Source organism: Reyranella sp. (genome assembly GCF_017305915.1).
In the GTDB taxonomy this organism is placed as follows: domain Bacteria; phylum Pseudomonadota; class Alphaproteobacteria; order Reyranellales; family Reyranellaceae; genus Reyranella.
On sequence record NZ_JAFKJN010000005.1, the window covers coordinates 310670 to 323477 of the forward strand.

Genomic DNA, 12808 nt, shown 5'->3' on the forward strand with positions numbered 1-12808 from the left:
CAATGAGCGTCAGCATCCTGGTCGTCGACGACGAGGCCGACGTCGCCGAGCTTTTCCGACAGCAGTTCCGCCGCGAGGTGCGGCAAGGCGCCTATGTCATGCATTTCGCGCAGTCGGCCGAGGAAGCGCTCGACAAGCTCGCCGATGGCATCCGGCCCGAGCTGATCGTGATCTTCTCCGACATCAACATGCCGGGCATGGATGGGCTCGGCCTGCTGCGCAAGGTCAAGGAGCGGCACGCCGAGCTGCCGGTGATCATGGTGACCGCCTACGGCGACGACGAGCGGCGGCGCAAGGCGAGCGAGTTCGGCGCCGCCGAGTTCGTCACCAAGCCGGTCGACTTCGCTCTGCTGAAGCAGCAACTGCAGCAGCTGCGCGCGGCCTCATGAGCGCTGCCAAGATCCTCGCCGTCGACGACGAGCCGGACTTCGAACTGTTGCTGAAGCAGCGCTTTCGCCAGCGCATCCGCAAGGGCGAGCTCGCCTTCCGCTTCGCCCGCCATGGCGAGGAGGCGCTCGCGGTGCTCGCCGAGGAGCCCGATATCGGTCTGCTGCTGCTCGACATCAACATGCCGGTGATGGACGGCCTCACCCTGCTGTCGGAGATGCGCACCCGCCGCTCGCCCGCCCGCGCGGTGATCGTGTCGGCCTATGGCGACATGGCGAATATCCGCACCGCCATGAATCGCGGCGCCTTCGACTTCGTGACCAAGCCGGTCGACCTCAACGACCTCGAGGTGACGATCGACAAGACGCTGGAGACCATCGCCGAAATCCGCGCGCTCGACCAGCAGCGCGCCGAGGCCGAGCGGGCGCGCTCCAACCTGGCGCGTTATTTCTCGCCCAACCTCGTCGACCTGCTGGCCGAGAGCGACGAGCCGCTCGGGCCGGTACGGCGCCAGACCGTGGCGGTGCTGTTCGTCGACATCGTCGGCTTCACCCGCATGGCCGAGGCGATGCCGCCGGAGGCGGTGGTCGCCCTGCTGCGCGAGTTCCACCAGCGCATGGCCGACGCGATCTTCGCCTGTGGCGGCACCATCGAGAAATACATCGGCGACGCGATCTTCGCGGTGTTCGGCCTGCCCGACGCCAGCCCGCACGATGCGCTGACCGCGCTGCGCTGCGCCGGCCTGATGCTGACGGCGCTCGAGGCCTGGAACGCCGAACGCGCAGCCTCGGGCGAGCTGCCGCTCGCGACAGGGATCGGGCTGAACTACGGCCCGGCGGTGATGGGCGATGTCGGCACCGAGCACAGCCTCGCCTTCACGGTGATTGGCGACACGGTGAACATCGCGAGCCGCCTGCAGGGCCTGACCCGCGAGTTCAAGACCCCGCTGGTGGTATCGGACGCGATCCTGAAGCAGATCGGCGGTGATCCGGCTACCCTGCCGGTCAGGCTGGCCGACCGTGGCGAGCACGAGCTGCGCGGCCGGACCGGCACCATCCGTATCTGGACCCGCGTCGAATCCTGACGCGCGCTGGCAGGAATTCGCGGCTACCATCCCTGCGATGGTGGCCAGTCCCGACTTTGCCGAGTTCCTGACCGAGCAGCTCGCACCGCTCGGCCGCGTCACCCTGCGGCGCATGTTCGGCAAGAGCGGCGTGTTCTGCGGCGGCGTGATGTTCGGCATGGTGACGGAGAACACGCTTTACTTCCGCGTCGACGAGCAGAACCAGGCGACGTTCGAGGAGGCCCGTTCCTCGCCGCCGCTCAACTACCGCAAGAAGGGCGAGATGATCGACCTTGCCTTCTGGCGCGTGCCGGATCGCCTGATGGACGAGCCCGACGAGCTGGTCGACTGGGGCCGGGCGGCGCTGGCGGCGGCGCGTCGCGTCGCGGTGAAGAGGAAACCGAAACGATGACCTATCGGCTGCATTGCCTGGGCGCCTCGGGCAATTCCTACAAGGTGGCGCTGCCGGTCGGCGGCTCGATGCCAGTGCGCCGCCCCTACACCGCCGCGGCGTCGTGAAGGTATAGCCAGCCTATGTTGCCGATCGAGCGGTCGCCTGACGCGGCCATCGCCTGGTCGCGCGCCTGTTGCGCGGGGCCGTCGGGCAGATGGAAGCGCGTGCGGTTGTTGGCGCTCGCCTCCTGCAGGCGCGTCGCTCGCGGTTTGCGGATCGCCTCGTAGCGCAGCAGCGCCCCGGGCACGTCGTCGGGCATCGCCTTGAGCAGCGATGCCAGCGCCGCGCCGTCCTCGATCGATTGCGCCGCGCCCTGCGCCATGAAGGGCAGCATGGGATGACAGGCATCGCCCAGCAGCGTGGCGCGGCCCGCCGTCCACTGCGGCAGCGGCAGGCGGTCGTGCAAGGCCCAGATGTACGTTTCCGGGAACGCCGCGATCAGGCCACGCACCATCGGATGCCAGCCCTCGTAGCGCGCCGTGGTGTCGGCGACATTGCCCTTGTCGGTCCAGCTATCGGGCGTCCAGTCGCCGTGCTCGGTGACGCAGACCACGTTCATGAAGCGCCCGGCCGAGACCCAGTAATGCACGACATGGCCGTCGGGCCCCATCCAGTTGTGCGAGGCGACCTCGATGCCGAGATGGCGGACGCGTTCGGCCGGCACCAGCCCGCGCCAGGCGACGCAGCCGGTGAAGCGCGGCTTCTCCGGACCGAACAGCACGTGCCGCACCTTGCTGTGGATGCCGTCGGCCCCGACCAGCAGGTCGGCTTCGACCGATGCGCCGTCCTCGAAGCGCGCGGTGACGCGGCCGCCCTTCTGCTCGAGGTCGACGAGCTTGTGGCCGACATGCACCCGCTCGGCCGGCAGTGCCGCCGCCAGCAGGTTGGCGAGATCGGCACGATGGAAATGGTAGTACGGCGCGCCGAAGGTCTCCTCGATCGGCTTGCCGACCGGCGCACGCTGCAGGGTGCGGCCATCGTCCCAGCGCCGCTGGTGCACCGCCTGCGGGAACACGCCGGCCGCATCCATCGCCGGCTTCAGCCCCAGCCGGATCAACAGCCGCGAGGCGTTGGGGCTGATCTGGATGCCGGCGCCGATCTCGGTGATGCGCGGCGCCTGCTCGTAGACCCGGACGTCGAAGCCGGCGCGCAGCAGATGCAGCGCCGCCGACAGCCCGCCGATACCGCCGCCGATGACCGCAATCCTCATCCCAGCACCTTCCGCCAGACTGCCGCCCCGTCGTCGCAGCGATCGCCGCGCCAGGCGACGTGGGTGTCGGGGCGGACCAGCACCAGCTTCGCCTCGTAGATCGGGGCGATCGACGGATCGTCGACGATCACCATCTCGACCGGCACCGGCGCGGCTTCGATCAGCGGCGACGGGTCCGCATCGCCGAAGCGCAGCAGGGTGAACCAGCGGCCGAGCCGGTCGTAGAGCGCCGAGCCGTCGCGCAGGAAGACACTGGGCAGGCGCGCGCCCGGCGCGGTGGTCGGCTCGTAGACGACCGAGTTGGGCTCGACGCCGTCGTAGCGATAGCCGAACTCGATGCCCCAGCTCTCGTTCTCGGCATTGCCCAAGGCGGCGATGCCGCGCGCCAGCGCCTCCGGATCGCGCTCGTTCTTGTAGAGCTCGGCGATCTTCAGGCGGACATCGGTGTGGCGCTCGGACGCCAGGCGATTGCGATTGCCGACCGGCCGCCGCTCGCGACCGTAGGACTCGAGCAGGCCCTGCCCGGCATAGCCCTTCACCGCCGCGGCGAGCTTCCAGCCGAGATCGACGGCGTCGCCGATGCCGGTGTTCATGCCGTAGCCGCCAGTCGGGATGTACTGGTGCGCCGAATCGCCCGCCAGGAACACGCGGCCCTGGCTGTATTGGTCGGCCAGCAGCAGGTTGGTGAACCAGGGATTGGCCACCAGGATCTTGCGCGCGAAGTCGCCCCGGCCAACCCAGGCGTCGAGCACGGCGTTGGGGTCGGTGTTGCCCTCCGTCGGCATGCGCATCTGCAGGGTCCAGGTCTCCTTGTCGTCCTGCGCGATCAGGGTGCCCATGGCGCTCTGGTAATGCCAGGCGATGCCGAAGGCCTGCAGGATGTCGCGGGCGTCAGAGCGGAAATGCACCATGTAGCGATGCGCCACATTGGCCTTGCCGCCGAGCCCGATGCCGAGCTTGTCGCGCACGATCGACGAGCCGCCGTCGCAACCCGCGAGGTAATCGCAGCGCACGGTTTCGGTCGCTCCGGTTTCAACGACCCGCAGGATGCAGGTGACGCCGGTCGCGTCCGGCACGAAGTCCTCGAAGGCCACGCCCCAGCGCGCGTCGACTAGGGGATCGTCCAGGATGGCGTCGCGCAGCACCGGCTCGATCATCACCTGGCTGACCCGCATCGCGGGCTCGCGTGGCTGGGTGCCGTCGTTCCTGGCCCGAATCTCGGCCCGCTTCTCGACCACGCTGGGATAGCGGAAGCGGTGCAGCTCCCGATCGGTCAGCGTGGTGATCCAGGCGACGTCGAAATTGTTCTCCTCCGGCACGGCGACGGCGCGCAGCTTGTCGACCAGCCCGAGCCGGCGGAACAGCTCCATCGAGCGGCCGTTGGTGATGTCCATCTTCGGATGCCGCGTGGTCGAAGGCTGGCGCTCGACCAGCAGGCAGCGCACGCCGAACGAGGCGAGCGTGCGCGCGAGCGTCATACCGACCGGGCCGCCGCCCGCAATCAGGACCGGAACATGCTTCACTGCCAAGCAAGATGCAGCGGCCCGCTCCGGTGGTCTATAGTGGCGCAAACATGAGGCCTGTCTCGTCCTGGGGCCGTCTGGGGGCCGCGCCCCACGACGTCGTCGAGCTCACCGACCGCCATGCGGTCGCCCCCGCCCTCGCCGGCCATCATCCGGGCATCGCCCATGGCCTGGGGCGCAGCTATGGCGACGCCTGCCTCAATGCCGGCGGCGTGCTGTGGCGCACGGTGGGCCTCGACCGCTTCATCGCCTTCGATCCCGACACCGGGCGCCTGACCTGCGAGGCCGGCGTCGTGCTGCGCGACATCTCACGGCTGATGATTCCCCGTGCCTGGAACCTGCCGGTCGTACCGGGCACCCAATGGGTCACCGTCGGCGGCGCGATCGCCAACGACGTGCACGGCAAGAACCATCACGTGGTCGGCACCTTCGGCGAGCATGTCCGCCGGCTGCGCCTGGTGCGCACCACCGGCGAGACGATCGACTGCGGGCCGGACCAGAACCCCGAGCTGTTCGCCGCGACCGTCGGCGGCCTCGGCCTCACCGGCCTGATCACCGAGGCCGAGCTGCAGTTGCGCCCGATCGGCGGCCCCTGGCTAGAGGCCGAGACGGTGGCGTTCTCGGGGCTCGACGATTTCTTCGCGCTGTCCGACGAATCGGAAGCGGCGTGGGAGCACACCGTGTCGTGGATCGACTGCACCTCGGGCAGCAGCGTGCGCGGCCTGTTCATGCGCGCGCGCCCCTCATCCGGCGGCACTGGCCGGCCGTGGCACGAGCGCTCGCGCCGCATCCCGATCACGCCGCCGGTGTCGATGGTCAACGGGCTGTCGCTCCGGCCGTTCAACGCCCTCTATTACTGCCTAAGCCGGCGTCGCACCGGCGTGCGGGTCGTGCATTACGAGCCGTTCCTGTTCCCACTCGATTCGATCCTCGACTGGAACCGGCTGTACGGCCCGAAGGGCTTCTTCCAGTACCAGAGCGTGGTGCCCCGCGCAGGCGCGCTCGGGGCGACGCGCGACATGCTCGATGCCATCGCCCGGTCGGGCGAAGGCTCCTTCCTCGCCGTGCTCAAGACCTTCGGCGCCCGCCCGCCGGCCGGCCTGCTGAGCTTCCCGCGCGAGGGCGCGACCTTGGCGCTCGACTTCCGCAACAGCCGCGCCGCATCAGGCCTGTTCGCCCGCCTCGACGAGATCGTCCAGGCCGCCGGCGGCCGCCTCTATCCGGCCAAGGATGCGCGCATGCCGCGGGCGCTGTATGAGGCCACCTATCCCAACCTCGCGGCCTTCGCGGCCCATCGCGATCCGGGCATGAGCTCGGGCCTGTCGCGCCGGCTGATGGGAAGCTGAAAGGACCAAGCCATGAGGATCGTCGTCATCGGAGCGACATCGGCCATCGCCGAGCATTGCTGCCGATTGTGGGCCGTCGAGGGCGCCGACTTCGTGCTGATGGCGCGCGATTCAGCCAAGCTCGAGAAGATCGCGGCCGACCTCACGGTGCGCGGCGCCAAATCGGTGTCGCTGGCGACGCCGGAGTTCTTCGATCCCGCGGCGATCAAGGCCTTCGCCGACGCCACCCTCGCCGGAGGCGCGGTCGACATCGTGCTGATCGCCCACGGCTGGATGCCGCTCGGCCAGGACGCGCTCGACATCGCCAGCGCCGAACAGGTGCTGCAGATCAACGCCGTGTCGCCGGTGCTGTTCGCCGAGGCCTTCGCCGGTCCCTTCGCCCAGGCGCGGCGCGGCACCATCGCCATCATCGGCTCGGTCGCGGGCGACGTGACGCGGCGCGCCAACTACATCTACGGCGGCGCCAAGTCCCTGCTGACGCGCTACGCCCAGGGGCTCGACCACCGCCTGTTCGGCAGCGGCGTGAAGGTGGTGCTGATCAAGCCCGGCCCGACCGACACGCCGATGACGACGCACATGAAGGCCGCCGGCCAGCGGCTGGCGACGCCCGAGCAGGTGGCGCAGATCACGGTCGATGCCATCCGGCGCGGCAAGACGACGGTCTATGCCCCGGGGCTATGGCGCTGGATCATGCTGATCGTGCGGCACCTGCCGCGGCCGATCCTCAATCGCCTGCCGATCTAGCCTTTTCCTTCTCGGCCATCTTGGCCTTGAGCTGCTCCGGCGTGAGCCGGACGATGTGCTCGTTCTGATGGCTGTAGATGTCGTACTTCTGGACGTCGAGATCCTCGAGCACGATCTCGCGCGCGATCACCTTGCGCTTCCACTCGGCGTGCTCTGACTCGGCCGCGTGGAACTCGGGCATCACTTCCTTCGCGAACAGCTCCAGCGAATCGCAGATGTCCTGATGGCTGGTCTTGCCGGCCTGGTTGAGCAGGATCACCTGGTCGACGCGGCTCGCCTGGAACTGGCGCAGCTTCCGGCGGATGGTCTCGGGCGAGCCGATCAGCCCTGACTCGAGCGCCTTCTTCTCCTCCGGGCCGCCCTTCCAGCTCTGGTACTCCTTCCACAGGTCGGAGGTGCCGGGCGCATCGACGCCTTTGCGGCCGTAATAGCTCAGCGCGAAGATGAAGAAGGTCCAGCCGGCGGCCTTGGCCTCGGCCTCCTCGTCGGTGGCCGCGCACATGAAGCCCGACACCATCGCGACGTTGGGATTGCTCGGATAGTCGGTGAGCTTGGCCTGGTTGTTCAGCAGGTTGTTGTAGTACTTGTGAACCCAGGCGCGCGCCGCCTCGGGCGTGACGAAGGTGAAGCCCAGCGCGCCCATGCCCCATTCGCCGGCCTTGCCGATGGTCGCGATGTTGGAGCAGGCGACCCACAGCGGCGGATGCGGCTTCTGCAGGGGCTTGGGGATCACGTTGCGCGCCGGGAAGTCGTAATACTGGCCGTGGAACTCCCAGCTCTCGCGGCTGAACATCGGGACGATCGCCTTGACCGCCTCCTCCCAGCGCTCGCGCTTATCGCGCACGCGGATGTTGAAGGGATGCAGCTCGGCTGGCCCCGCCGCCTCGCCCATGCCGAGATCGACCCGGCCGCCAGACAAGAGGTCGAGCGTCGCCACCTTCTCGGCGACGCGATGCGGCTGGTTGGTGGTGAGCTGGATCACGCCATGGCCCAGCCGGATGCGCTTGGTGCGCTGGCTGGCGGCACCGAGGAACACCTCGGGCGCCGAGGAGTGCGAGTACTCCTCGAGGAAGTGGTGCTCGACCTCCCAAGCGTAATCGTAGCCGAGCTTGTCGGCGAGCTCGATCTGGGTGAGCGAATCCTGCAGGAGCTGGTACTCGCTGCGCTCGCCCCACGGCCGCGGGAGCTGGTGCTCGTAGAAGATGCCGAACTTCATCGATCACGCCCTCCACTGTCGTCCCGACCGGAGCGCGAAGCGCGGAGCGGAGGGACCTTTTTTTCTGGCGCCTTCAAAATAGGCCCCTCGACTTCGCTTCGCTACGCTCGGGGCGACGGCCTATTTCCCTTGGCAGAACGACGCCACACGCTCGACGAGTCGCGGCACGAGCTGTGGCGGGAAGTCGTGGCCCCAGCCGGCGATGGTCTCGATCTCGGCGCCCGGCACCAGCTTGGCGACATCGCGACCGCAGTCGACCGGCAGGAGCGGATCCTCCTCGCCGTGCAGGACCAGGGTCGGCGCCTTGACGGTCTTCAAGAGATCCACGCGGTCGCCCGACGCGATGACCGAGACATATTGCCGGCCGACCCCTTCGGGATAATAGCGCCGGTCGACGTTCTTCTCGACGAAGGCGCGCAGCTCGGCCTCCGGGGTCGGAAAGCCCGGGCTGCCGATGGTCCGGCGCAGCTTCATGCCGTGCAGCACCCGCGCCTCGCGCGTGTCGTTCTCCGGCACCGAGCCCAGCATGGCGAGCGCTTCGGGCTTGCCCTGCGGCAGGCCGCGGCGGCCCGAGGTCGAGTAGATCGACACCATCGAGCGCGTGCGCTGCGGGTACCTGGCCGCCACGATCTGCACGATCATGCCGCCCATCGAGGCGCCGACAATGTGCGCCTTGTCGATGCCGAGCGCATCGAGCAGGCCGACCGCGTCGGCCGCCATGTCGTCCAAGAGATAAGGCGCCTTGACCGTCTCGCCCTTCATCGCCGCCTGGAGCGCGGCGGGAATGTTGGCCGGTCCCCACTTGCCGAAGTCGGTGGAAAGGCCGGTGTCGCGATTGTCGAAGCGGATGACGTAGAAGCCCTTCTGCGCCAGTCCCTGGAACAGGGAATCGGGCCAGATGGTGAGCTGCGCGCCCAGGCCCATGACCAGCAACAGAGCGGGATCGCTCTTGTTGCCCGCGGTTTCGTACTCGATCTCGATGCCGTTCGCCTTGATCTTGGCCACGCGGTCCTCCGTCCGATCCAGTTCATCGCCCCGGTTCATTCCCCTGGCGGACCGTGAGCGCTTCCGCCAACCAGCTCACCGCGGCAACGGCGGCGGCCAACGCCGCCTCCCGTGAGCCATAGGCGGCGCCGGAATGGTATGCAATCGCCGTCCAGAGGCCGGCGTCCTCGACGTCGCGGCGGAACACCTCGAATCCGAAACTGCCGCCGGGTCGCCGGAACAGGTCGACGCAGCGGTCGTGCTCGGCATTCTCGATGCTCTCCAGGACAAGCCATGACTTGTCGATGCGTGTCGACATCGCTCAGTAACGTCCGCGCCGGGCTGCCCACCACAGCACCAGAGGTTTCTGCCATGGCGCCCAGCGACGGTCGAGCAGACGCGCCGGCAGCAGGATCGGCAACGCCGCCGGATCGATCTGCGGTCGCAGCGCGCGCGCCTCAGCCAGCAGCGCCGCGCGCTCGGGCCCCTCGCCCATCAGCCCGGCCGCCGCGACGGCGCGTGCAGCGCTGCGTGTGGCGGCGGCGTCCACGCCCAGCACGCCAAGCTGCAGGTCGGCGAGGGCGTGGCCCGCACGGACGACGTCGAGCGCGCCCTCGACCTCTTCCTCATGCGCGTCGATCAGCGCGAGCAGGCGCTGCTGCGGCAGCCCGTGACGCCGGACCGTTTCGCTGAGCGATTCAACGACCGGCTGGGCGCGCGGCTTGCCCTCGCCCACTGCCTCGCCGATTGCCTCGCGCCACCATTCGAGGCGGATACGCGCCAGCATCGGCTCACGGGTGACGGTTCGGGTCCGCCCCAACTCGTGATCGAAGGCCAGCAGCGCCAGCAGGCCCCGTCGCTGGGGCTCGGGAGCGAACAGGGCCGCCAAGAAGCGGTCGCGGTCGGCCTGCCGCACCTCGTCGAGCACGTAACGGTGGGCAGCCTCGGAGGCGGCGAAGAAGGTGGATTGTGCAGCCATTGAACGCGCGACGTGCAAATAGTACAATAGGTTGATGGGATTGCGTGTCCCTTCAACAAGATAAGGGGATTTTAATATGGGTGCGATCTTTACATCACCCGGCCGGACGGTAAGCGCCGGCGTCGTCCTGCTCATCATCATCGTGGCCGTCGTCGGCGCCGTCACCGGACAATGGACCAAGATCGACCATGCCTGGGCGACCTACGCCATGGTCTGGCTGCACGTGATCAGCGGCGTGTTGTGGATCGGCCTGCTCTGGTACCTCAACTTCGTGCAGGTGCCGACCATGCCGAGCATCCCGGCGGAGAATCGCAGCGCCATCACCAAGCACATCGCGCCGAACGTGCTGTTCTACTTCCGCTACGCCGCGCTCGCGACGGTGATCACCGGCCTGCTGGTGGCTTGGATGCAGCGCTACATCCTGGAGGCGCTGATGCTCCAGAAAGGTTTCATCCTGATCGGCCTCGGCATGTGGATGGCGTTGGTCATGGCCTTCAACGTCTGGTTCATCATCTGGCCGAACCAGCAGAAGATCCTCGGCCTCGTTCCCGCGACTGACGAGCAGAAAGCCGCGGCCGCCAAGCCCGCGCTCTATGCCAGCCGTTTCAACACCATGTTCTCGATCGGCATGCTCTACTTCATGGTGATGCAGCGATTCGCCCCGATCTGACGGACGCGAGATCAACGGGAAGACGGGGCCCTGCGGGGCCCCGTTCTTCATGAGCGGCGCGCCATCGCGAGCCCGAGGCCCGCGCCGACCAAAAGGCCGCCGGTAATACGGTTGCGCAGCCGCACGTGCGCCACCAGGAGCGCACGCAGGCGGCCGGCGAGGATCGCCCAGGTGCTGTCGCACGCGATGGCGGCGACGAGGAACGTCACGGCCAGCAGCAGGAGCTGACGGTCGGCATCGGGACCGGGCGTGACGAACTGCGGGAAGAACGTGCCATAGAACAGCAGCGTCTTGGGGTTCGTCAGGCTGACCAGGAAGCCGCGCGCGAAGATCACGCGGGCCGAGCGGGCTTGCGCCTTGGTCTGCGCCAGATCGGCGGCCGGCGCACGCCAGGCCGAGACGCCGAGCCAGCGCAGCCAGTCGAAGCCCGCGGCCAGGACATTGAGGACGGCGGTCGCGCCGGCGACGGTCAGCGCGAGATGCACCACGACCGCGCTGCTGGTCGCGGCGACGGTCAGCAGGCCGAAGCGCGTGCCGTGCGCCACGCTGTTGGCGACGATCAGCGCCACGTTCGGGCCCGGGATCGCCATCAGGATCACGGTGGCGGCGATGAAGGCGAGATAGAGCTCGATCGGCATCATTGAGCGATCATAGCGGGATGAGGGCCGCCGCGACCCGCCGCCCTTCGGCCAGCAGGACGTTGTAGATGCGGCAGGCCGAGCCGCTGTCGACCACCTCGAGCGCGAGCCCGGCTTCCTTGAAGGCGGCACGCACCGCCGGCGGGATGAACACCGCGCGCGGGCCGCAGCCCACGACCAGCAGCTCGGCCGGCGCAGCGCCCTGGCGTGCGGCAGCGACATTGTCGGGTGAAAGGTCCTCGGCGCGCGTCACGGCCCACGGCGTCGAGGCGCCTGGCGTCACCAGCACCGGTTCGCGCCAGTCGCGCTCGCTGATCAGGAAATGGCCCGGCCCGTAGGTCCGGATCACCTGGACCTGCGCCGGATCCGGCGCCGGCAGGGTCTTGTCGAGCGGGCCGGTGCCCGGCGGCTTCACGCCTTCGCCTTGGCGGCTTCGTCGTCCTTGTCGGTGCGCAGCTGCTCGGGGCGCAGGCCGGTGTAGACCAGCGTGGCCGACGCGATCCAGATCGACGAGTAGGTGCCGACGATGACCCCCCACAGCATGGCGATCGAGAAGCTGTAGAGCACCGGGCCGCCGAACAGCACCAGCGCCAGCACCGCCACGAACACCGTGCCCGCGGTCATGAAGGTGCGGGCCAGCGTCTCGTTGATGCTGAAGTTCAGCAGCTCGATCAGGCCCATCTTCTTGTAGCGCCGCATGTTCTCGCGCACGCGGTCGAAGATCACGACGGTGTCGTTGACCGAGTAGCCGGCGATGGTGAGCAGCGCCGCGAGCGCGGTCAGGCTGAAGTCGAGATGGAACAGCACGAAGATGCCGACGGTCGACAGCACGTCGTGCAGCAGCGCGATCAGCGCGCCGACGCCGAACTGCCATTCGAAGCGGAACCAGACATAGATCGCGATCGCGGCCAGCGTGGCGATCACGGCCCAGATGCCCGAGTGCATCAGCTCCTCGCCGACCTTGGGGCCGACCGATTCGGTGCCGCGCAATTCGTACTGGTCCTTGATGGTGTCCTCGACCAGCTTGATCGCGACCTGCTGGCACCATTCGGCGCGCTGCTCGAGGCTCATGTCGATGCGCGCGACGTTGGTGTTGGCGCGCGGCAGCTGGCGCTCCTGCAGGGTCAGGCCGACCTGGCTCACCGCGTCCCGCCAGCCGGCGGCATCGAGCGGGCTGGGTGCGCCGAACTCGACGTCGCCGGTGCTGGCCGGACCCGGCTTGACCGACCAGCCCTGCCCGACCCGGCGCTTCATCACGTTGTCGGCGTGGGCGACGCACTCGGCGTTGCCCTCCTGGCGCTGCACGCGGATCAGGGCGGTGCTCTTGTCGCCGAATTCCTGCAGCGAGACCTCGCCGACGCCGAGATTGCCCAGGGTCGAACGCAGGTTGTCGAGATGGACCTCGCCCTGCTTGGCGCGGACCTGGACGGCGATGCCGCCCTGGAAGTCGATGCCGAAGTTGAGGCCGAACACGAACACGCCGACCAGCGCCACGACATTGATGACCGACGACAGGATGAGCGCGATCTTGCGCTTGCCGAGGAAGTCGAAGCTGGTCCGTTTCCGGATGAGATGATGGGGTTTCCAGAGCATG

At 68.4% G+C, this 12808-nt stretch carries 15 protein-coding genes; 6 read left to right on the forward strand and 9 right to left on the reverse strand.

What is annotated here, in order from left to right:
- The first annotated feature begins 2 nt into the window (after positions 1 to 2).
- From J0J01_RS01545 to J0J01_RS01555, 3 genes are read left to right on the forward strand one after another with little or no spacing between them, the layout of a single operon-like run.
- The gene (locus J0J01_RS01545; protein WP_296378370.1) at positions 3 to 389 is read left to right on the forward strand and encodes a response regulator; all 387 of its coding nucleotides are present in this window, start codon (positions 3 to 5) and stop codon (positions 387 to 389) included.
- Entirely contained in the window at positions 386 to 1471 is a 1086-nt protein-coding gene (locus J0J01_RS01550) for an adenylate/guanylate cyclase domain-containing protein (RefSeq protein WP_296378371.1), read from the forward strand. Before J0J01_RS01545 ends, J0J01_RS01550 begins: the two co-directional genes overlap by 4 nt.
- Positions 1472 to 1508: 37 nt before the next feature.
- Positions 1509 to 1862 (forward strand): TfoX/Sxy family protein, encoded by a 354-nt coding sequence (locus tag J0J01_RS01555; RefSeq protein WP_296378372.1) that lies wholly within the window; start codon positions 1509 to 1511, stop codon positions 1860 to 1862.
- A gap of 85 nt (positions 1863 to 1947) precedes the next feature.
- On the opposite strand, the gene J0J01_RS01560 is transcribed toward J0J01_RS01555, so the two are convergent.
- Positions 1948 to 3114: an FAD-dependent oxidoreductase gene (locus tag J0J01_RS01560; protein WP_296378373.1), complete on the reverse strand. Its 1167-nt coding sequence runs from the start codon at positions 3112 to 3114 to the stop codon at positions 1948 to 1950.
- Positions 3111 to 4637: an FAD-dependent monooxygenase gene (locus tag J0J01_RS01565; RefSeq protein WP_296378374.1), complete on the reverse strand. Its 1527-nt coding sequence runs from the start codon at positions 4635 to 4637 to the stop codon at positions 3111 to 3113. The genes J0J01_RS01560 and J0J01_RS01565 overlap by 4 nt, the downstream gene beginning before the upstream one ends.
- Before the next feature lie 50 nt (positions 4638 to 4687).
- Here J0J01_RS01565 and J0J01_RS01570 point away from each other — a divergent pair, with 50 nt between their 5' ends.
- A complete protein-coding gene (locus tag J0J01_RS01570) occupies positions 4688 to 5983 on the forward strand; it encodes an FAD-binding oxidoreductase (RefSeq protein ID WP_296378375.1) in 1296 nt (431 codons plus the stop codon).
- A 12-nt stretch (positions 5984 to 5995) separates the two neighbouring features.
- Positions 5996 to 6727: an SDR family NAD(P)-dependent oxidoreductase gene (locus J0J01_RS01575; RefSeq protein ID WP_296378376.1), complete on the forward strand. Its 732-nt coding sequence runs from the start codon at positions 5996 to 5998 to the stop codon at positions 6725 to 6727.
- Here the strand turns inward: J0J01_RS01575 and J0J01_RS01580 are convergent.
- From J0J01_RS01580 to J0J01_RS01595, 4 genes are all read right to left on the reverse strand, one after another.
- A complete protein-coding gene (locus tag J0J01_RS01580) occupies positions 6708 to 7943 on the reverse strand; it encodes an LLM class flavin-dependent oxidoreductase (RefSeq protein ID WP_296378377.1) in 1236 nt (411 codons plus the stop codon). The two genes, J0J01_RS01575 and J0J01_RS01580, sit on opposite strands and share 20 nt — an antisense overlap.
- Before the next feature lie 120 nt (positions 7944 to 8063).
- On the reverse strand, positions 8064 to 8948 hold the full coding sequence (locus J0J01_RS01585; RefSeq protein ID WP_296378378.1) for an alpha/beta fold hydrolase: 885 nt from the start codon (positions 8946 to 8948) through the stop codon (positions 8064 to 8066).
- A gap of 22 nt (positions 8949 to 8970) precedes the next feature.
- A complete protein-coding gene (locus tag J0J01_RS01590) occupies positions 8971 to 9246 on the reverse strand; it encodes a hypothetical protein (protein WP_296378379.1) in 276 nt (91 codons plus the stop codon).
- Between the two features lie 3 nt (positions 9247 to 9249).
- Entirely contained in the window at positions 9250 to 10071 is an 822-nt protein-coding gene (locus J0J01_RS01595; protein ID WP_296378380.1) for a squalene/phytoene synthase family protein, read from the reverse strand.
- On the opposite strand from J0J01_RS01595, the gene J0J01_RS01600 reads away from it, so the two are divergent.
- Positions 10049 to 10576, forward strand: coding sequence for a urate hydroxylase PuuD (locus J0J01_RS01600; protein ID WP_296378381.1), 528 nt, complete (start codon positions 10049 to 10051; stop codon positions 10574 to 10576). The genes J0J01_RS01595 and J0J01_RS01600 overlap by 23 nt on opposite strands.
- A gap of 47 nt (positions 10577 to 10623) precedes the next feature.
- Here J0J01_RS01600 and J0J01_RS01605 read toward each other — a convergent pair whose 3' ends face one another.
- Genes J0J01_RS01605 through secF form a run of 3 tightly spaced genes read right to left on the reverse strand, consistent with a single transcriptional unit; the run spans position 10624 to position 12807 of the window.
- The gene (locus J0J01_RS01605) at positions 10624 to 11217 is read right to left on the reverse strand and encodes a LysE family translocator (RefSeq protein WP_296378382.1); all 594 of its coding nucleotides are present in this window, start codon (positions 11215 to 11217) and stop codon (positions 10624 to 10626) included.
- 7 nt (positions 11218 to 11224) lie between these two features.
- Entirely contained in the window at positions 11225 to 11629 is a 405-nt protein-coding gene (locus J0J01_RS01610; protein ID WP_296378383.1) for an Mth938-like domain-containing protein, read from the reverse strand.
- Positions 11626 to 12807 carry a protein translocase subunit SecF gene (secF, locus tag J0J01_RS01615; protein ID WP_296378384.1) on the reverse strand — a complete coding sequence of 394 codons (1182 nt, stop codon included), beginning with the start codon at positions 12805 to 12807 and terminating at the stop codon, positions 11626 to 11628. The genes J0J01_RS01610 and secF overlap by 4 nt, the downstream gene beginning before the upstream one ends.
- Position 12808 lies beyond the last annotated feature (1 nt).